The organism is Hyphomicrobiales bacterium, from assembly GCA_030688605.1.
Lineage (GTDB): Bacteria > Pseudomonadota > Alphaproteobacteria > Rhizobiales > NORP267 > JAUYJB01.
This window is the reverse complement of record JAUYJB010000063.1, coordinates 1-17,655: the sequence shown is the minus strand read 5'-3', so window position 1 is coordinate 17,655 and position 17,655 is coordinate 1. Positions and strand designations below refer to the sequence as shown.

Sequence of the window (17,655 nt, the reverse complement as noted above, 5' to 3'; positions counted from 1 at the left end):
GAGCAACGGGGATCGATCCATGGATACCGCGATTTGGCTGATTATCGCGTGCGGCGCGTTGTCGATCGTCTATGGCGTGTGGACCGTTCAGTCGGTCATGGCGGCGGACGCCGGCACGCCGCGCATGCAGGAGATCGCAGGCGCCATTCAGGAAGGCGCGATGGCCTATCTGACCCGCCAATACACCACCATCGGCATCGCCGGGCTCGTCATTTTCGTGCTCGTCGCCTACCTGCTGTCGCTGCCGGTCGGCATCGGCTTTCTGATCGGGGCCGTGCTCTCGGGCTCGGCCGGCTTCATCGGCATGCTGGTCTCGGTGCGCGCCAATGTGCGCACCTGCCAGGCGGCGAGCCGCAGCCTGGCGGCAGGCCTGTCCATCGCCTTTCGCGCCGGCGCCGTCACCGGCCTTTTGGTCGCCGGCCTGGCGCTGCTCGGCGTTGCCGGCTATTACGCGGTGCTGACCAAGGGGTTGGGCTATGGCATCGGCGACCGGACGCTGATCGACGCCCTGGTGGCACTCGGCTTCGGCGCCTCGCTGATCTCCATCTTCGCCCGTCTCGGCGGCGGCATCTTCACCAAGGGCGCCGACGTCGGCGGCGACCTCGTCGGCAAGGTCGAGGCTGGCATTCCCGAGGACGACCCGCGCAACCCGGCGACCATCGCCGACAATGTCGGCGACAATGTCGGCGACTGCGCCGGCATGGCCGCCGACCTGTTCGAGACCTATGCGGTGACGGTGGTGGCGACCATGGTGCTGGCCTCCATCTTCTTCGCCGGTACCGACATGCTCGACGCCTTCATGCTCTTTCCGCTGGCCATCGGGGCGGCCTGCGTCGTGACCTCCATCATCGGCACCTTCTTCGTCCGGCTCGGCGCCAACCAGTCGATCATGGGCGCGCTCTACAAGGGCTTCATCGCCACCGCCATTCTGTCGCTGATCGTGCTGTGGCCGGTCACCGACTGGCTGATCGGTATGGACACGTCGCTGACCACCAGCCGCGGCGCGAGCTTCACCGGCCGGGATCTCTATTTCTGCGGCGTGGCCGGGCTCGTCGTGACGGGGCTCATCATCTGGATCACCGAATATTACACCGGCACCCATTTCCGCCCGGTCCAGTCGATTGCCCGCGCCTCGCTGACCGGACACGGCACCAACGTCATCCAGGGTCTGGCGGTGTCGATGGAGGCGACCGCGTTGCCGGCGCTGGTCATCGTCGCCGGCATTATCGTCAGCTTCACGCTCGCCGGCCTCTACGGCATCGCCATCGCGGTGACCACCATGTTGGCGCTGGCCGGCGTCGTCGTCGCGCTCGACGCCTTCGGGCCGGTGACCGACAATGCCGGCGGCATCGCCGAAATGGCCGATCTGCCGGAGGAGGTGCGCAAGACCACCGACGCGCTGGATGCGGTCGGCAACACCACCAAGGCGGTGACCAAGGGCTACGCCATCGGCTCGGCGGGGCTCGGCGCGCTGGTGCTGTTTGCCGCCTATACCGAGGACCTCAACTTCTTCATCGCCAATACCGACCGGTTCCCCTATTTCGCCGGCGTCGATCTCGACTTCTCGCTGTCGAACCCCTATGTCGTGGTCGGCCTGTTCTTCGGCGGCCTGCTGCCCTATCTGTTCGGCGGCATGGCCATGACCGCCGTCGGCCGCGCCGGCGGCGCGGTGGTCGAGGAGGTGCGCCGCCAGTTCCGCGAGAAGCCGGGGATCATGGAAGGCACCGAGCGGCCCGACTATGGCCGCGCCGTCGACATGCTGACGCGGGCCGCCATCAAGGAAATGATGATCCCCTCGATGCTTCCGGTATTGTCGCCGATCGTGGTCTTTTCCGTCATCGGCCTGATCGCCGGCAAGTCGGCGGCGTTCTCCGCGGTCGGCGCCATGCTTCTCGGCGTCATCGTCACCGGCCTGTTCGTCGCCATCTCGATGACCGCCGGCGGCGGCGCCTGGGACAATGCCAAGAAGTTCATCGAGGACGGCAATTACGGCGGCAAGGGCTCGGAGGCGCACAAGGCGGCGGTCACCGGCGACACGGTCGGCGATCCCTACAAGGACACCGCCGGACCCGCGGTCAATCCGATGATCAAGATCACCAACATCGTTGCCCTGCTGCTGCTCGCCGTGCTGGCGCGCTAGGGCAGTTCGAACCGCACGATATCGGCCCCGCGGGGCGCACTCCCGCGGGGCTTTTCATTGCGCGCCGGAGAGGCCGCCGGCCTTAGGGGTTGAACGGGTTGATATTGCCGATATTGCCAAGGATCTGGCGCAGCACCGTCAGATCGTCGCCGCGCGTCGGCGTGGTGCGGGAGATGAAGTCGAACACCTTGCCGTCCTGGAGGCCGTAATTGGCGATCCGCTCGAGCCGTCCGTCATCGGCGAAATAGAAGGTCAGCACCCGTTGGTCGACAACCTCCGGCTCCAGAAACAGCACCTGCTCCTTGGTTTGGGAGACGTAGAAATAGACCTCGTTGCCGATCGCCGCCGTCGTCGACGGCGTGCCCATGATGAGGCGCACCTGCTCCCTGCTCGAGCCGAGCTCGATCTGGCTGAGCGCCCCTTCCTCGGCGATATAGCCGTGCCGGGTGACCTGCGCGGAGCAGGCGGAGATGAGCGTCCCCAGCGCCAGCGCCGCAATCAGCCCGCGGCTGACCCTCTTCGAAGCCAGATGACCCATTCGCCTTTGGCACTCCCAAAACCAGGCCCCATATGGGCCTTGCCGCTCCCAGGGAATTGACGTACCCCGCATACGGCCATTTTGCAATGGCCAGCTTTCGGAGCGAGACGGCCTCGCTCCGGCTTGGCGGCAAGGACCGATGCGCGATCGGCGGCGCCATCGCCACCCGTCGGAGGAACGCGGACATGCGCATGCCGGCCGTCCTCAAACGTCTCATCGGCGCCCGGAACGGAACTCCACACCTTGTTTATGGCGCCCTTGTGGCGCAGGCCCGCAAGCCGGTCTTCTATGCCGATCTTGGCGTGCCGGATACGCCGGCGGGCCGCTATGACATGATCGTCCTGCACGCCTTTCTCCTGTTCGGGCGGCTGCGGCGCAATGACGAGGAGCGGCAACTCGCGCAACTCGTTTTCGACGCGATGTTCGTCGATCTCGATCGGTCGTTGCGCGAAATGGGCATCGGCGATCTGTCGGTGCCGAAGAAGATCAAGCGCATGGCTGAGGCCTTCTATGGCCGCGTCGGCGCCTATGAGGCCGCATTCAAGGACGATTCGATGGCGATGATGAAGGACGCCGTCGCCCGCAACCTGTATGCCGGGACGGATGCGCCGTCCGCGCCCGCGGCGGCGATCGCGCAATATGCCTTCGCCGCCCGGGACCATCTTGCCGGGCTGAGCCTTGCCGAGATCAGGGCCGCGGACCTGGCCTTTCCGGAGCCCGCAGTGACCGGGATACCGTCATGACGCGACAGCAAGCCTCCCTGCCGCGATGGCCGGCGCCGATCGGCGGTCTGCCGCCGACAGGCCGGATGCTGGAGATCGACGCCACCCCGGCCGAGCGGCGGGCGATCGCGGCGGCCTATGGCGTCAAGGACATCGCCAGCTTTCGGGCGGAACTGATGCTGCAGCCCTACGGCCGCGACGGCGTCCGGCTCGGCGGCCGGCTCGCGGTGCGGCTGACGCAGACCTGTGTCGTATCGCTGCGGCCGGTGGAGGGGCGAATCGACGAGGAATTCGAACGCCGCTTCCTGCCCGCCGAGCGCATCGAGGCGCCGCGGGCAGGAGAGACCGGCGCGCGCAGGGCCAAGGCGGAGCTCGTCATCGGCCCGGAACAGCAAGAGCCTCCGGAGCCTCTGCCCGGCGAAACGATCGATGTCGCAGGCGTGCTCCTGGAGGAGTTCGCGCTGGCGCTCGATCCCTATCCGCGCCACCCCGACGCGGTGCTCAAGGGCGCGACCGAGGCCGGCGAGGCGGGCGAGGAAGACAGTCCGTTCGCGGTTCTGCGCGGCCGCCGCGGCGGCAAAGCCGAGTAGCTGCGCCGGCCCGCATCTCAAGAAAGCGGTTGTCTCCCCTTGGCAAAACGCTATCTTCCCACGGCCCGATGCGGCCATTGGGGGCGCCGAAACTGCGCGGTAAAACATGCCCGAACCGGTTATCATAGCGCTTGACGCCATGGGCGGCGATCATGGGCCCGAGGTCGTCATTCCGGGCGCCGACATCGCGCTTTCGCGGCGCCCCGACACGCACTTCAAGCTATTTGGCGACGAGGCGGCGATTTCGCCGATCCTCAAGGCGCATCCGCGTGTTGCCGCGGCCTGCGAGGTCGTCCATACCGATATCGTCGTGCGCATGGACGACAAGCCGAGCCAGGCGCTGCGCCGCGGCCGCCGGCGCTCCAGCATGTGGCTGGCGCTCGAGGCGGTGAAGAACGGCGAGGCCCACGTCGCCGTCTCCGCCGGCAATACCGGCGCGCTGATGGCAATGGCCCGGTTTTCCCTGCGGACGCTGGCCGGCATCGACCGTCCGGCCATCGCCGCGATCTGGCCGACCTTGAGGGGCGAGAGCATCGTTCTCGACGTCGGCGCGACGATCGGCGCCGACGCCCAGCAGCTCGTCGATTGCGCGCTCATGGGCGAGGCCATGGCGCGGGCCTTGTTCGGTCTCGATCGGCCGACGGTGGGCCTGCTCAACATCGGCGTCGAGGAGATCAAGGGACTGGAGGATGTGCGCGCGGCGCATCAATTGCTGCGCGATTCCCACCTGCCGATGGACTATAAGGGCTTCGTCGAAGGCGACGATCTCGGCCGCGGCAGCGTCGACGTGGTCGTCACCGAAGGCTTTGCCGGCAACATCGCGCTGAAGACGGCGGAGGGCACCGCCCAGCAGATCGCTCAATATCTGAAGAATGCGATGAACCGCACGCTGCTTGCCCGGATCGGCTATCTGCTCGCCTCGGGCGCCTTTAAGGCCTTGAAAGAAAAGATGGATCCGCGCCGATCGAATGGCGGCGTGTTCCTCGGCCTGAACGGCATCGTGATCAAGAGCCACGGCGGCACCGACGCGGAAGGATTTGCGAGCGCGGTCGGACTGGGCTACGAGATGGTACGCAATGGTCTGTTGGAGAAGATCGTCGCGGATCTGGGGGACTATCACAGGGAACGCCGATCTCCGGCGTCTCGAGGGGCTGGTTCGGTAGCGTCGTGACAAAGATTCGATCGGTCGTCAGGGGTTGCGGGGCGTATCTGCCCGAGCGGGTCGTGACCAACGATGAATTGGCGTCGCGCGTGGACACCAGCGATGCGTGGATCCAACAGCGCACCGGCATCCGCGAGCGGCGCATCGCCGCCGACGGCGAGACGACCGCGGACATCGGCACGGCGGCGGCCCTCGCCGCGCTGGAGGACGCCCGGCTCAGGCCCAAGGACATCGACCTCATCATTCTGGCGACCGCGACCCCGGACAACACCTTTCCGGCGACCGCCACCACGATCCAGTCACACCTCGGCATGCACCACGGCACCGCCTTCGACATTCACGCGGTGTGCTCCGGCTTCATCTTCGCCCTGGCGACCGCCGACAATTTCCTGCGCGCCGGCCAGTACCGCCGCGCCCTGGTGATCGGGGCGGAGACCTTTTCGCGCATCATCGATTGGGACGACCGGACCACCTGCGTCCTGTTCGGCGACGGCGGCGGCGCGGTCGTGCTGGAGACCGAGGAGCAGAGCGGCACCAATGCCGACCGCGGCGTGCTGATGACCAAGCTGAGGTCGGACGGGCACTATAAGGAGATGCTGTATGTCGACGGCGGGCCGTCGACGACGCAGACCGTCGGCCATCTCAGGATGCACGGCCGCGAGGTGTTCCGCGGCGCGGTGACGCTGTTGTCGGAGGTGGTGGAGGACGCACTCAAGTGCGCCGGGCTGAGCGCCGCCCAGATCGACTGGTTCGTGCCGCACCAGGCCAACAAGCGCATTATCGACGCCATGGCGCGCAAGCTGAACGTGCCGGCGGAGCGGGTGGTGACGACCATCGACCGCCACGCCAACACATCCGCCGCCTCGATTCCGCTGGCGTTGCGCGCCGCCGTCGAGGAGCAGAAGATCCATCCCGGACAGCTGGTGCTGATGGAGGCGATGGGCGGCGGCTTTACTTGGGGCGCGGCGCTGGTTCGCTGGTAAGACGCAACCCGGAGGCGGGCCGCGGCGACAATAGAATTGGTTTGCCAGACACTTGGCTTCATTGACCCTTTCCAAACCGTTCACAAACCATTATAAATGGGGCCAGGTTAGATCGCGGCGGGGGGCTGCCATATGGGGGCAAAGACAGTAACGCGAGCCGATCTGAGTGAGGCCGTGTATCAAAAAGTCGGGCTTTCCCGGACGGAGTCGGCCGATTTGGTCGAGCTGTTCCTGAAGGAGATTACCGATTGTCTGGAGAAAGGGGAAACCGTGAAGTTATCCTCTTTCGGCTCCTTCGTCGTCCGCAATAAAAACCGGCGTATCGGCCGCAATCCAAAGACCGGCGAGGAGGTTCCGATTGCCCCGCGGCGCGTCCTGGTGTTCAAGCCCAGCAACGTGCTCAAGGACAAGATCAACGAAGGTCTGATCGTCAACAAGTCGGATTAGCGAGGAGCCGGCGTAGAAGGGAGTTTTAACAACAAGGGCCAGGCGGAGGCACACCTTGACTGACAAATCACCCGAGGCATTTCGGACCATCTCCGAGGTCTCCGAAGACCTCGACCTGCCGCAGCACGTGCTGCGGTTCTGGGAATCCAAATTCAGCTCCATCAAGCCGCTGAAACGCGGTGGGGGACGGCGCTATTACCGGCCCGGCGATATCGATCTATTGCGCGGCATCCGCTATCTCCTTTATTCGGAGGGCTTCACCATCAAGGGCGTGCAGAAGATCCTGCGCGAGCAGGGCGTGCGCCATGTCGCCAATTGCTGGCAGGAGGACGCGGACGCGCTGGCGGCCGCGGTGGCGACCGGCTTCGGCGAGCCGGAACGCCGGGCGACCGCCATGGCCAGGCCGCCGGCGGGAGGCATCTCGGGGGCCGGAAAAAGCGGCGTCAGCCAGGTGCGGGCGTTGAAGACCGTGCTCAGGACCCTGCGCGAGGCGCAGTCGCGGCTCGAGGGCGTGCGGCGCGCCAAGTGAATGTTGCGCCGGCGCGGCGGAGCCTGTACATCAAGCTTCGGCCTGAAAGGCGCGGAGCGTAGCGCAGCCCGGTAGCGCACTTGTCTGGGGGACAAGGGGTCGTGGGTTCAAATCCCGCCGCTCCGACCATCCTTCGCCGTTCGCGCTTCGGCTCGGCGGGCCATGACCCGGCCGCGCGAAGCGGGATTTGAGCGAGGGCGGGCGGTGTTTCGGGAAGCGGCGCTCCTGATGCGGCACTTCTAGAGTATGCGTTTGAACGCCGTCGAGCCGCGATCGGCGGCGGGTGCCGGGAAGCGGCGCGTTTCCGCCATGGCGGGGCGGCGATGTTGGCATTGGCACAGTATCTCTATCACCGCATTCCCGGGCGGATGCGCGAGCGCCTGCTGCAGCGCGTGGGTGCCGCCGGTCACGCCGAGAGCTGGGCGCAAGCTTGGCGCGCGCGTCGGCTTGCCGCCGGCAGCAAGCGGCTGGAACGCGTCGCCGAGAGGCAGTGCGCACGGTTGCGCCAGGTCGGCGTCGACAGCCTCGAGGGCGCGGTCTGCGCCGAGTTCGGCTGCGGGCATCTTCTGGCCGAGCCGGCGATCTATTTCCTGCTCGGCGCCCGGCGTATCTATGCCCTCGACTATTACCGCATCCTGCAGCCGCAACTGATGTCACGGCTTGTGCGCAACAGCGACCTTGCCGCTTGCCGCAGGATTCTGCGCCCCTGGGTGGCGGAGGATGTGCTGGACGCCCGCTTGCGCCGGCTTGCCGCGATCGATTGGCGGTCCGAAACCGCCCTTGAGGCCATGGCGACGTACTATGTCGCGCCGTTCGATGCCAGCGGGCCGGTGATGCTGCCCGAGCGCGTGCGGCTCATCCACTCCGATTCGGTCATGGAACATATTCCGGCCTGGAAATGCGGCCCGGTCCTCGACCACCTCGCTGGCCTCCTCGCCCGCGGCGGCACCATGGCGCACTGGATCCATCTTGAGGACCATCGCGACCTTCGCCGCGCGCCGTTCGATTTCCTCGCCGCCGGCACCGACTACCGCGCCGAGCAGGCGGATTTGCGCGGCAATCGCCTGCGCGCTTCCGATTGGCTCGACCGTTGCCGCGGCGTGCCCGGCTGCACGGCGCGAATGGTCGCTTCGGGGCTCGGCGAGGCCCGTCATGCCCCCCGCAGCGTCGTCGCGGAGCTTGCCGACAGGACAAGCGAGGACCTGCTCACCGCCTGGATTCTCATCGCGCTGGACAGGCACAGCGCCGACACGCGCAGGTCCGCCGTGCGGCGAAGCGCACCTTGACAATCCGCCGCCCGGCATCGGAAATCGCCGCTCCTAGCGCTTGAGGCGCCGGCAGGGGGGCCGGCGAAGGGAGCCATCCCGCCGATGTTCAAGAAGATCCTGATCGCCAACCGCGGCGAGATCGCCTGCCGGATCATCAAGACGGCGCGGTCGATGGGGATTGCCACGGTGGCGGTCCATTCCGACGCCGACAAGGACGCGCTGCACGTCGAGATGGCCGACGAAGCGGTGCGGCTCGGGCCGGCGCCGGCAGCCGAATCCTACCTCAGGATCGATCGGCTCGTCGGTGCCTGCAGGAAGACGGGCGCCGAGGCCGTGCATCCCGGCTACGGGTTCCTTGCGGAGAACCCCAAATTCGCCGCCGCGCTGGCGCAAGCCGGCATCGCCTTCGTCGGCCCCGGCGCCAAGGCGATCGAGGCGATGGGCGACAAGGTCGAGTCGAAGAAATTCGCCGCCGCCGCCAAGGTCAACACGATACCCGGCCATATCGGCATCGTCGCGGACGCGGAAGAGGCGGTGCGGATTGCCGGCGAGATCGGCTATCCGGTGAGGATCAAGGCGTCCGCCGGCGGCGGCGGCAAGGGCATGCGCGTCGCCCGCGGCCGGCAGGAGGTTGCCGAGGGCTTCGAGCGGGCGCGCTCGGAGGCGGCGTCGTCATTCGGCGACGACCGCGTCTTCATCGAGAAATACATCACCGAGCCGCGCCATATCGAGGTCCAGGTGCTCGCCGACGGCCACGGCAACGTCATCCATCTCGGCGAGCGCGAATGCTCGATCCAGCGCCGCAACCAGAAGGTGATCGAGGAGGCGCCGTCGTCCTTCATCGACGCTCAGACGCGCAAGGCGATGGGCGAGCAGGCGGTGGCGCTGGCCCGCGCCGCCGGCTACACGAGCGCCGGCACGGTCGAGTTCATCGTCGACAAGGAGCGCAACTTCTACTTCCTGGAAATGAACACGCGGCTGCAGGTCGAGCACCCGGTCACCGAGCTCGTCACCGGCATCGACCTGGTCGAGCAGATGATCCAGGTCGCGGCGGGCGAAAAGCTGGCCATCAGGCAGAAGGACGTGGCGCTCAACGGCTGGGCCATCGAGGCGCGGGTCTATGCCGAGGACCCCTATCGCAACTTCCTGCCCTCGACCGGCCGGCTGGTGCGCTACCGGCCGCCGCAGGAGGGCGTGCGCGCGGGGGCGACCGTCCGCAACGACACCGGCGTCTACGAGGGGGCGGAGATCACCGTCTACTACGATCCGCTGATCGCCAAGCTGATCGCCCACGCTCCGGACCGCGTCCACGCCACCGATGCGCTTTCCGACGCGCTGGATGCCTTCACCATCGACGGCATCCGCCACAATATCCCGTTTCTTTCCGCCGTCATGGCGCATCCGCGCTGGGTGGAGGGGCGGCTTTCGACCAATTTCATCGCCGAGGAGTTTCCCGACGGGCTGCATTCCCACGCGCCCGAGCGCGACACGCTGGAGGTTCTCGCGGCGGTCGCGACCTTCATCGATCATCGGAGCAATCTGCGGCGGCGGCGGATCACCGGGCAGATGAGCGCGATCCCCTTCGCCTTCACCGGCGCGCGGGTCGTCGCCGTCGCCGGCGAGCGCATCCCGGTCGCGGTCGCGGATGAGGGCGATACGGTGACGGTCAGCTTCGACGGGGAGGAGGGCGCGGCCGGCCGCGCGGTCGAGCTATCCTCGCAATGGACGCCGGGCGAGCCGACGTGGCACGGCACCGTCGACGGCCGCAAGCTCAACGTCCAGGTGCGGCCGATCCTCAATGGCGTCGGCCTGTCGCACCGCGGCACCGAGGTCGAGGTCGCCGTCTATACGCGGCGCGAAGCGGCGCTGCACGCGCTGATGCCGGTCAAGAAGGAAACCGACACCGCCAAGCGGCTGGTCTGCCCGATGCCGGGGCTCGTGACCTCGCTTGCCGTCAAGGTCGGGCAGGAGATCAAGATCGGCGACCAGCTCTGCGTCATCGAAGCGATGAAGATGGAAAACGTGCTGCGCGCCGAGCGCGACGGCAAGGTCAAGAAAATCAACGCCAAGCCGGGCGACAACCTGGCGGTCGACGCGGTCATCATGGAGTTCGAGTAGAGCATGTTCCGCAAAAGTGGGAACCGGTTTTGCGAAAAGAACATGCTCAAACAAAAAGACAAGAGCAAAATCCGAACCAACTGGAACGGAATTCGCTCTGGGAAAAAACGCGAAAGGGGCGGATCGGGTGAAGGCCGTTCGCGTCGAGATCGAGGGCATGGTGCAGGGGGTCGCCTACCGCGCCTGGACGGAGCGCGCGGCAGGGGGCCTGGGCCTGACCGGCTGGGTGCGCAACCGCCGCGACGGCAGCGTCGAGGCGCTGTTTTGCGGACCTGCCGAGGCGGTCGACAGGATGGTCGGGCTTTGCGCCGCGGGGCCGCCGGCGGCGCGCGTGACCGATGTGCGGGCGGAACCGTTCAGCGGCGATCTGCCGCCGCCGCCATTTCAGGTTCTTCCGACCGTGTGAGCTGTGTTGCGCCGAAGACGCGCTCGAAGGCGCGGCGCAAGGCCGCGTCGACCTCCGCCATGCTTGCCGCCACGCCGAGGTCGGCGAGGCTGGTGATGCCATGCTCGCTGACGCCGCAGGGCACGATGCCGGAATAATGCTCGAGATCGGGCGCGACATTGAGGCTGACGCCGTGAAAGCTGACCCAGCGGCGCAGGCGGATGCCGATGGCGGCGATCTTGTCCTCCGCGCCTTCCCCCTTGTCGGGCCGGACGACCCACACGCCGACCCGGCCCGCGCGCCGCTCCGCGCCGACGCCGAATTGCGCAAGCGTCGCGATCAGCCATTCCTCGAGCGCTGTGACGAAAGCCCGCACATCGCCGCCGCGCGACTTGAGGCCGAGCATCACATAGGCAACCCGCTGGCCCGGCCCGTGATAGGTGTACTGGCCGCCGCGGCCGACCCGATGCACCGGGAAACGCCCCGGCGCGATCAGGTCCTCGGGTCTTGCACTGGTGCCCGCGGTGTAGACCGGCGGATGTTCGAGGAGCCAGACGCGTTCGCGCCCATGGCCGGCGGCGATGGCATCGACGCGGGCCTCCATGGCCGCGAGCGCGGCGGCATAATCCACCGGCTGCGCGGAAACCACCCACTCGACCGGTGGGGCGCCGGCGGACGGCTTCCGCAAATTTTTGTCCGGGACGGCGATCATGGCCTTGCCGCTGCATGGAATGATTGACGACGTCCATTATATAGGGTTGCGCGCATTTGGCGTCGCGCAGGTCGGGTTCGGCGTTCGCCGCCGGTGCGGGCCTTGTCCTTGACGGCGGCTTTTGCTAAGTGACCAGCGCCCCGGCGCGATGCGCCGGAAAGCTTGCGGACGTGGCGGAACTGGTAGACGCGCAGCGTTGAGGTCGCTGTGGGGGAGACCCCGTGGAAGTTCGAGTCTTCTCGTCCGCACCACCCTTTTCATTGGATGATTCATCTCGCCTACGCCGGCAGGTCAGACCCGGGTAAGCTCTAATCAGGCGCAGCTTTATTGTGAGGGCTCTATGGGGCCCGGGCCGTCTCGATGGATTTGGCCGTTTCGACCGATATGGCCGGCTCGAAAGGCTTGACCGGCTCGACGGATTTGGCCGGCTCGATGGATGCGGCCGGCGCGTCGGACATCACCGTCTCGACGGATTTGGCCGGCTCGATGGATGCGGCCGGCGCGTCGTCCTCGTCGGGTTTGTAAACGGCGCTGCGCAGGCTGACCTCGAAGCCCTCGCGTCTCGGCACCAGGTGCACGATCTTGTAGCCGCGCGACTTCAATGCCCTGAGCAGGCGCGGGATCATCAGCGCGGTCCTCGGCTTGATGTCGTGCAGCAGAATGATGCCGCGGCCCTGATGGTCGAGCCGGTGCAACACCCGTGACAGGATCTGCGAGGAGGAAATGTCGTGCCAGTCGTCGCCGACGATGTCGGCGCTGAACGTGGCGATGCCGTTGCCGAGGAGAAAGGTGTCGAGCGCGGGGGAGGGCGCGAGGCCCGGATAGCGGAAGAAGGGGGCCGGCTCGCTGGCTTCGCCGAGCGCGGCGGAGATCCGCTGAAAGCCGCGCTCGATGTCCCGCTCGGCGACCGCCAGCTCCAGGCTGGTCATGCCGCGGGGATGCGTGTTGCTGTGCGTGGCAATGGTGTGCCCGGCCGCCGCGACCTTCCGCACCAGCGCCGGATAGGCATCCGCCATCAAGCCGACCATGAAGAAGGTCGCCTTGACGCATTCGGCGGCAAGCGCCTTGAGGACACGATCGGTCGGCCCGGAAAGCGGACCGTCGTCGAAGGTCAGCACCACCTCTTTGGGCTTCAGCGCCAAGCGCTTGCCATAGTGCATGGAGCCGACCAGCAGGCCGGGGCTGGCATCGATTTCGAGGGTTCGGGAAACGCCAAGCGCCTTCGCTCGGCAGGCCGCCACGGCCTCCGGAACGCTCAGGAATGTCACGCTGGCACACGCAACAACCAGGCTGAAACTGAACGCCAGCCGACTCAACGGTAGTACTCCCACGTGCGGAAAAAACCCCACCGCCGCTCAGCCATTGAAGCGCGATTGGCGCTCCGGCACAAGCGTTAACCTTTATTAAAATGCGGAATAATGGGCAGCGCTGTTGCGCGCGCGGAGATTCGCATACATGTAGTGCCACGCGACGCCGCCGCGACCCGCGAACGGGAGATTTGCCGTGCAGGAAACCGTGACCAGCGAGGACCTGGCCCTGGCCGTACGCGCCGAGGACGGTCATATCGCGCCGGCATTCCTGGAGCGTGTTAGCGCCGCGGTCGAAGCCGGCGACCGCGAGGCGCTGGCGGCGCTCGCCCAGCCGCTGCACGAGGCCGACCTTGCCGACGTGCTGGAGGCGCTCAGGCCCGAGCAGCGCAACCTGATGGTCCAGTTGCTGGGGCCGGAGTTCGACTTTCTGGCGCTGACCGAGGTCGACGACAGCGTCCGCGACGAGATCCTCGAAATCCTGCCAAACGAAGCGGTTGCGGAAGGCGTGCGCGACCTCGACACCGACGATGCGATCCACATCCTCCAGGATCTCGAAGAGAGCGAGCAGAAGGACATCCTCGCCCGCATCCCGGCGACCGAGCGGGCGACGCTCAGGCGCGGCCTGGAGTTCCCGGAAGAGACCGCCGGGCGGCGCATGCAGAGCGAGTTCATCGCCGTGCCGCCCTTCTGGACGGTGGGACAGACCATCGACTATATGCGGGATTCCGACGATCTTCCGGACGATTTCTACGAGATCTTCGTGATCGACCCGGCGTTCCGGCCGCTCGGCACCGTGTCCCTCAATCACCTCCTGCGGGCCAAGCGGCCGGTGGCGATGCAGGCGATCATGAAGCCGGAGATCTATACGGTCAAAGCCACCGACGACCAGGAGGAGGTGGCGCGCACCTTCGAGCGCTACGATCTGGTGTCGGCGGCGGTGGTCGACGAATCCGGCCGCCTGGTCGGCGTGATCACGGTCGACGACATCATCGACGTCATCGAGGAGGAGGCGGACGAGGACATCCGCCGGCTCGGCGGCGTCGGCGACGAGGAAATCTCCGACACGGTGCTGACGGCGACCAAGAGCCGCTTCGTCTGGCTCCTGGTCAATCTCGGCACCGCCATTCTGGCTTCCTGGGTCATCAGCCTGTTCGACGCCAGCATCACCCAGATGGTGGCGCTGGCGGTGCTGATGCCGATCGTCGCCTCGATGGGCGGCAACGCCGGCACCCAGACCATGACCGTGGCGGTGCGGGCGATCGCCACCGGCGAGCTTGCCCGCTTCAAGGTCAAGCGCGTCATCACCCGCGAGACCCTGGTCGGTTTCCTCAATGGCTGCATGTTCGCCGTCATTATCGGGTCGGTTGCCGGCCTGTGGTTCGACAATGCCCAGCTCGGCGGCGTCATGGCGGTGGCGATGGTCGTCAACATGCTGGCGGCCGGGCTGTTCGGGATCCTCATCCCGGTCGGCCTGCAAAGGCTGAAGCTCGATCCCGCGGTGGCCTCCGGCGTGTTCGTGACGACGGTCACCGACGTGGTCGGCTTCTTCGCCTTTCTCGGCCTCGCCGCCTGGTGGTTCGGGCTTGCCTGAAGCAAACCATGATGTCATTGATTTTGCGGCTCTTTTGCTCCGCCGGTGCGGCTCTTGCTTCGCCGACCCGAAAGTGCCATGACTAACCCATGACTGGGGGACTTCGCGCCGGCGTCGTCGGGCTCGGCTATTTCGGCAAGTTTCACGCCAAGCATTACGCGGCGCACCCGGACGCGACGCTGGCCGCGCTCGTCGATATCGACGAAAGCCGCGCCAAGGCGGCGGCGAAGCAATATGGCGGCGAAGCGCTCACCGACTATCGCGACCTGATCGGCCGCGTCGATCTCGTCTCCGTCGCGGTGCCGACCTCCCTGCATTTCGAGGTCGGCCACGCGCTACTGTCCGCCGGCATTCACGTTCTGGTGGAAAAGCCGATCACCGACACGGTGGAGCGGGCCGAGGCGCTGATCGATTGCGCCAGGGAGCGCGGCCTGGTGCTTCAGGTCGGGCATATCGAGCGTTTCTCGGCCGTCTATCGCGCGCTTGCCGCCAAGGTGACCAAGCCGCTTTATATCGAGGCCACCCGCATCTCGCCGTTCCGGCCGCGCGCGACGGATGTCGACGTCGTCCTCGACCTGATGATCCACGACATCGACATCATCCTCGGGCTTGCGGCATCGAAGATCGTCTCGGTCCACGCCGTCGGCGTTCCGGTCCTCAACCCGGGCGAGGACATCGCCAATGCCCGCATCGAGTTTGCCAGTGGCGCCGTCGCCAACGTCACCGCCAGCCGAGTCGCCGAAACGACCGAGCGGCGCATGCGGGTGTTCCAGCCGGACAGCTATGTCGTGTGCGATTTCGACTCAAGCAGCATTGTGCTGCATCGGCGCATCGGCGACCCGGCGCGGCAGGGAGCCGCCGCGGTTGCCGCCAAATCTTGGAATATTTCCAAGGAAGACAGTCTCTTCAACGAGATATCCGAATTCCTCGATTGCGTTCGCAGCGGCCGTGTGCCAACAGTTGACGGCAGGGTGGGGCGTGACGCCTTGCGGGTGGCGAACATGATCACGGAAACCCTGCGCGCCCATCGCCGTCGTATCGAAGCCGAGTTGGTCGTATGAATGAATTGAGTGTCGCTACGTCGCAAAGGCGCGCGCGCAAGCAGGCGCCGCGTCAGGCAAGGACCGTCCCCCTTTTTGATCTCAAGCGCCAGGAGCCGCGCACGCATGCCCGCATCAGGGCGCGGATGGACAACGTCCTGCGCCACTGCCAGTTCGTGCTCGGCCCGGAGGTCGACGAGCTGGAGGAATCGCTCGCCGCCTATTGCGGCGCGCGCCACGCCATCGCCGTCTCGGCCGGGCGCGACGCGCTGATCATGGCGCTGATGGCGCTCGGCGCGGGGCCGGGGGATGCGGTGTTCGTGCCCGCCTTCACCTTTTCGGCGACGGCCGGCGCGGTGGCCGCGATCGGCGCCACGCCGATCTTCGTCGATGTCGATGCCGCGACCTTCAACATCGATCCGGCGGACCTGGAGCGCGTGGCCTCCGCCGTCACCGCCTCCGGCAAGCTGAAGCCGAAGGCGGTCATGCCGGTCGACCTTTACGGGCTGCCGGCCGACTACACCGCGGTCGGCGCCGTCGCCGGGCGCTATGGCATGACGGTGATCGCCGACGCGGCGCAGAGCTTCGGCGCGGTTGCTGGCGGACCCGCCGTCGGCACCCTGGCGCCGATCACCGCGACCAGCTTCTATCCGACCAAGGTGCTCGGCGGCTTCGGCGACGGCGGCGCGCTGTTCACCGACGACGACAATCTGGCCGCCGAGGTGCGGTTGATCCGCACCCACGGCCGTCTCGGCTCCGGCGACGAGGCGCTGCGGCTGGGCATGACCGGGCGGCTCGACACGCTGCAGGCGGCGGTGCTGCTGGTCAAGCTCGAGGATTTCCCCGACGAGCTCGATGCGCGCCGGCGCATCGCCGCCATGTACACGGAAGCCCTTTCCGACGACGTCATCACGCCGACGGTGCCGCCCGGTTACGAGAGCACCTGGGCGCTCTATACGCTGCGGGTTGCCGACCGCGACGGTGTCCGCACCCGCCTTGCCGATGCCGGCGTCGGTACCGGCCTGTTCTACTCGACCCCCTTGCACCGCCACGCCGCCTTCGCGCCGTGGGTCAATGGCGGCGAGGCGCTGCCGGTCTCCGAGCGTCTGGCCGGCGAGGTTCTGTCGCTGCCGATCTATGGCGATCTCACCGACGAGGAGGTGGCCTACGTGATCGAGCAGCTCAAGGCAGCGCTTTAGCAGGCTGCGGAACGACGGCGATCAGGACCGCGGATAGAACCTCTCCCCACCGGGGAGAGGGAACGCAGGTAGAGTCTTCTTGCGCCCTTTTCCAGAGGCTGCGAGGCCATGATCTGCCGTCCGCGGGTCGCGGCCGCGACGGCCGGTTCCCGTCCGAAGATTGCAATTTAGTGGACGGAAATATCTGCTCTTTTCGACATCGATTGACTTTCACGTAAGAGGACTATAACGGGCATGGCCGGGGGGAATGCCATGCAGGATCTGTCGACGATCGGGGAGCTGACGCGGGAGTTCGGCATCTCGACGCGGACGCTGCGCTTCTATGAAGGCGAGGGGCTGATCAACCCGGTGCGGCGCGGCCTCCGGCGGCTCTACCCGCCGCGCGAGTGCGCCCGGCTGATGCTGATCCTGCGCGCCAAGCGGCTCGGCTATTCCTTATCGGAGATCGCGGAGATCCTCGACCTTTGCGGGCGCGAGCCCGAACAGGAGCGCGCGCTGCGCCACGTCATCGCCCGCATTCGCGAATGCCGCGCCGAGCTCGACCGGAAACGCTCCGACATCGAGGCCATGCTGGACGAGTTCGGCCGGGCCGAGACGCGCTTGCATTCCCGCCTTGCCGCGCGCGACGGCACGGGCAAAGAGGGCGGCGCCGGCAAGATATGAGGAAAAGGACCCCTCTGGCTCTCATGCGACACCGCGGATATAGACCGGTCCCTCACGACTCACAGGTTCCCTAGAGCGGTTCATGGTTATAGGGAACCATTTGACCGGGATGATTTTGCGCCGTGGCCAGGCGCGGCTCGCCGGGCGATGCGGTGCATCGGCCAACAGCCGCAACACCGCCACGGCGCAAAAGAACCTTAGCCTTCGGTGGGCCAAATCGGCCCACCGGGTTCGTTGCGGCGCTCGCCCGATATCCCG

The 17,655-nt window shown here is 66.8% G+C and carries 17 protein-coding genes and 2 tRNA genes; 16 read left to right on the top strand and 3 right to left on the bottom strand.

Annotated features, from left to right (window positions below; translation table 11 throughout):
• The first annotated feature begins 19 nt into the window (after positions 1–19).
• Complete coding sequence (locus tag Q8P46_07325; protein MDP2619975.1) at positions 20–2,140, top strand: sodium-translocating pyrophosphatase; 2,121 nt, start codon at positions 20–22, stop codon at positions 2,138–2,140.
• An 82-nt stretch (positions 2,141–2,222) separates the two neighbouring features.
• Here Q8P46_07325 and Q8P46_07320 read toward each other — a convergent pair whose 3' ends face one another.
• Positions 2,223–2,678 (bottom strand): outer membrane protein assembly factor BamE, encoded by a 456-nt coding sequence (locus tag Q8P46_07320; GenBank protein ID MDP2619974.1) that lies wholly within the window; start codon positions 2,676–2,678, stop codon positions 2,223–2,225.
• 185 nt (positions 2,679–2,863) lie between these two features.
• Between Q8P46_07320 and Q8P46_07315 the strand changes: the two genes are divergently transcribed.
• The 10 genes from Q8P46_07315 (at position 2,864) to Q8P46_07270 (ending at position 10,903) form a co-directional block, all read left to right on the top strand.
• Positions 2,864–3,421: a ubiquinol-cytochrome C chaperone family protein gene (locus Q8P46_07315; GenBank protein ID MDP2619973.1), complete on the top strand. Its 558-nt coding sequence runs from the start codon at positions 2,864–2,866 to the stop codon at positions 3,419–3,421.
• Entirely contained in the window at positions 3,418–3,990 is a 573-nt protein-coding gene (locus Q8P46_07310; GenBank protein ID MDP2619972.1) for a DUF177 domain-containing protein, read from the top strand. The genes Q8P46_07315 and Q8P46_07310 overlap by 4 nt, the downstream gene beginning before the upstream one ends.
• Before the next feature lie 106 nt (positions 3,991–4,096).
• The gene (plsX, locus tag Q8P46_07305; GenBank protein ID MDP2619971.1) at positions 4,097–5,161 is read left to right on the top strand and encodes a phosphate acyltransferase PlsX; all 1,065 of its coding nucleotides are present in this window, start codon (positions 4,097–4,099) and stop codon (positions 5,159–5,161) included.
• Positions 5,158–6,135, top strand: coding sequence for a beta-ketoacyl-ACP synthase III (locus Q8P46_07300; GenBank protein ID MDP2619970.1), 978 nt, complete (start codon positions 5,158–5,160; stop codon positions 6,133–6,135). Before plsX ends, Q8P46_07300 begins: the two co-directional genes overlap by 4 nt.
• A gap of 132 nt (positions 6,136–6,267) precedes the next feature.
• On the top strand, positions 6,268–6,582 hold the full coding sequence (locus tag Q8P46_07295; protein ID MDP2619969.1) for an integration host factor subunit alpha: 315 nt from the start codon (positions 6,268–6,270) through the stop codon (positions 6,580–6,582).
• Between the two features lie 55 nt (positions 6,583–6,637).
• The gene (locus tag Q8P46_07290) at positions 6,638–7,111 is read left to right on the top strand and encodes a MerR family transcriptional regulator (GenBank protein MDP2619968.1); all 474 of its coding nucleotides are present in this window, start codon (positions 6,638–6,640) and stop codon (positions 7,109–7,111) included.
• Between the two features lie 52 nt (positions 7,112–7,163).
• Positions 7,164–7,240 (top strand) — tRNA-Pro (locus Q8P46_07285).
• A gap of 194 nt (positions 7,241–7,434) precedes the next feature.
• Entirely contained in the window at positions 7,435–8,397 is a 963-nt protein-coding gene (locus tag Q8P46_07280) for a hypothetical protein (protein MDP2619967.1), read from the top strand.
• Positions 8,398–8,481: 84 nt separating this feature from the next.
• A complete protein-coding gene (locus Q8P46_07275; GenBank protein MDP2619966.1) occupies positions 8,482–10,497 on the top strand; it encodes an acetyl/propionyl/methylcrotonyl-CoA carboxylase subunit alpha in 2,016 nt (671 codons plus the stop codon).
• 157 nt (positions 10,498–10,654) lie between these two features.
• Positions 10,655–10,903, top strand: a complete 249-nt coding sequence (locus Q8P46_07270) for an acylphosphatase (protein ID MDP2619965.1) — start codon at positions 10,655–10,657, stop codon at positions 10,901–10,903.
• Here Q8P46_07270 and lipB read toward each other — a convergent pair.
• Positions 10,854–11,570, bottom strand: a complete 717-nt coding sequence (gene lipB, locus Q8P46_07265; GenBank protein ID MDP2619964.1) for a lipoyl(octanoyl) transferase LipB — start codon at positions 11,568–11,570, stop codon at positions 10,854–10,856. The two genes, Q8P46_07270 and lipB, sit on opposite strands and share 50 nt — an antisense overlap.
• Positions 11,571–11,758: 188 nt before the next feature.
• Between lipB and Q8P46_07260 the strand changes: the two genes are divergently transcribed.
• Positions 11,759–11,845: transfer RNA gene (locus tag Q8P46_07260), tRNA-Leu, on the top strand.
• 87 nt (positions 11,846–11,932) lie between these two features.
• Here Q8P46_07260 and Q8P46_07255 read toward each other — a convergent pair.
• Positions 11,933–12,862: a polysaccharide deacetylase family protein gene (locus tag Q8P46_07255; protein ID MDP2619963.1), complete on the bottom strand. Its 930-nt coding sequence runs from the start codon at positions 12,860–12,862 to the stop codon at positions 11,933–11,935.
• A gap of 235 nt (positions 12,863–13,097) precedes the next feature.
• On the opposite strand from Q8P46_07255, the gene mgtE reads away from it, so the two are divergent.
• The 4 genes from mgtE to Q8P46_07235 all read left to right on the top strand — a co-directional run bounded on the left by mgtE (position 13,098) and on the right by Q8P46_07235 (position 17,397).
• Entirely contained in the window at positions 13,098–14,495 is a 1,398-nt protein-coding gene (gene mgtE, locus Q8P46_07250) for a magnesium transporter (protein MDP2619962.1), read from the top strand.
• Between the two features lie 89 nt (positions 14,496–14,584).
• On the top strand, positions 14,585–15,556 hold the full coding sequence (locus Q8P46_07245) for a Gfo/Idh/MocA family oxidoreductase (GenBank protein ID MDP2619961.1): 972 nt from the start codon (positions 14,585–14,587) through the stop codon (positions 15,554–15,556).
• Complete coding sequence (locus Q8P46_07240) at positions 15,553–16,734, top strand: DegT/DnrJ/EryC1/StrS family aminotransferase (protein MDP2619960.1); 1,182 nt, start codon at positions 15,553–15,555, stop codon at positions 16,732–16,734. Before Q8P46_07245 ends, Q8P46_07240 begins: the two co-directional genes overlap by 4 nt.
• A 252-nt stretch (positions 16,735–16,986) precedes the next feature.
• The gene (locus tag Q8P46_07235) at positions 16,987–17,397 is read left to right on the top strand and encodes a MerR family DNA-binding transcriptional regulator (GenBank protein ID MDP2619959.1); all 411 of its coding nucleotides are present in this window, start codon (positions 16,987–16,989) and stop codon (positions 17,395–17,397) included.
• Positions 17,398–17,655 lie beyond the last annotated feature (258 nt).

What these genes read in the sequence shown, in the direction of transcription:
- Q8P46_07325 (MDP2619975.1), top strand. Translation starts at nt 20, where the DNA reads ATGGATACCGCGATTTGGCTGATTATCGCGTGCGGCGCGTTGTCGATC.
- Q8P46_07320 (MDP2619974.1), bottom strand. Translation starts at nt 2,678, where the DNA reads ATGGGTCATCTGGCTTCGAAGAGGGTCAGCCGCGGGCTGATTGCGGCG.
- Q8P46_07315 (MDP2619973.1), top strand. Translation starts at nt 2,864, where the DNA reads ATGCGCATGCCGGCCGTCCTCAAACGTCTCATCGGCGCCCGGAACGGA.
- Q8P46_07310 (MDP2619972.1), top strand. Translation starts at nt 3,418, where the DNA reads ATGACGCGACAGCAAGCCTCCCTGCCGCGATGGCCGGCGCCGATCGGC.
- plsX (MDP2619971.1), top strand. Translation starts at nt 4,097, where the DNA reads ATGCCCGAACCGGTTATCATAGCGCTTGACGCCATGGGCGGCGATCAT.
- Q8P46_07295 (MDP2619969.1), top strand. Translation starts at nt 6,268, where the DNA reads ATGGGGGCAAAGACAGTAACGCGAGCCGATCTGAGTGAGGCCGTGTAT.
- Q8P46_07280 (MDP2619967.1), top strand. Translation starts at nt 7,435, where the DNA reads ATGTTGGCATTGGCACAGTATCTCTATCACCGCATTCCCGGGCGGATG.
- Q8P46_07275 (MDP2619966.1), top strand. Translation starts at nt 8,482, where the DNA reads ATGTTCAAGAAGATCCTGATCGCCAACCGCGGCGAGATCGCCTGCCGG.
- Q8P46_07270 (MDP2619965.1), top strand. Translation starts at nt 10,655, where the DNA reads ATGGTGCAGGGGGTCGCCTACCGCGCCTGGACGGAGCGCGCGGCAGGG.
- Q8P46_07245 (MDP2619961.1), top strand. Translation starts at nt 14,585, where the DNA reads ATGACTGGGGGACTTCGCGCCGGCGTCGTCGGGCTCGGCTATTTCGGC.
- Q8P46_07240 (MDP2619960.1), top strand. Translation starts at nt 15,553, where the DNA reads ATGAATGAATTGAGTGTCGCTACGTCGCAAAGGCGCGCGCGCAAGCAG.
- Q8P46_07235 (MDP2619959.1), top strand. Translation starts at nt 16,987, where the DNA reads ATGCAGGATCTGTCGACGATCGGGGAGCTGACGCGGGAGTTCGGCATC.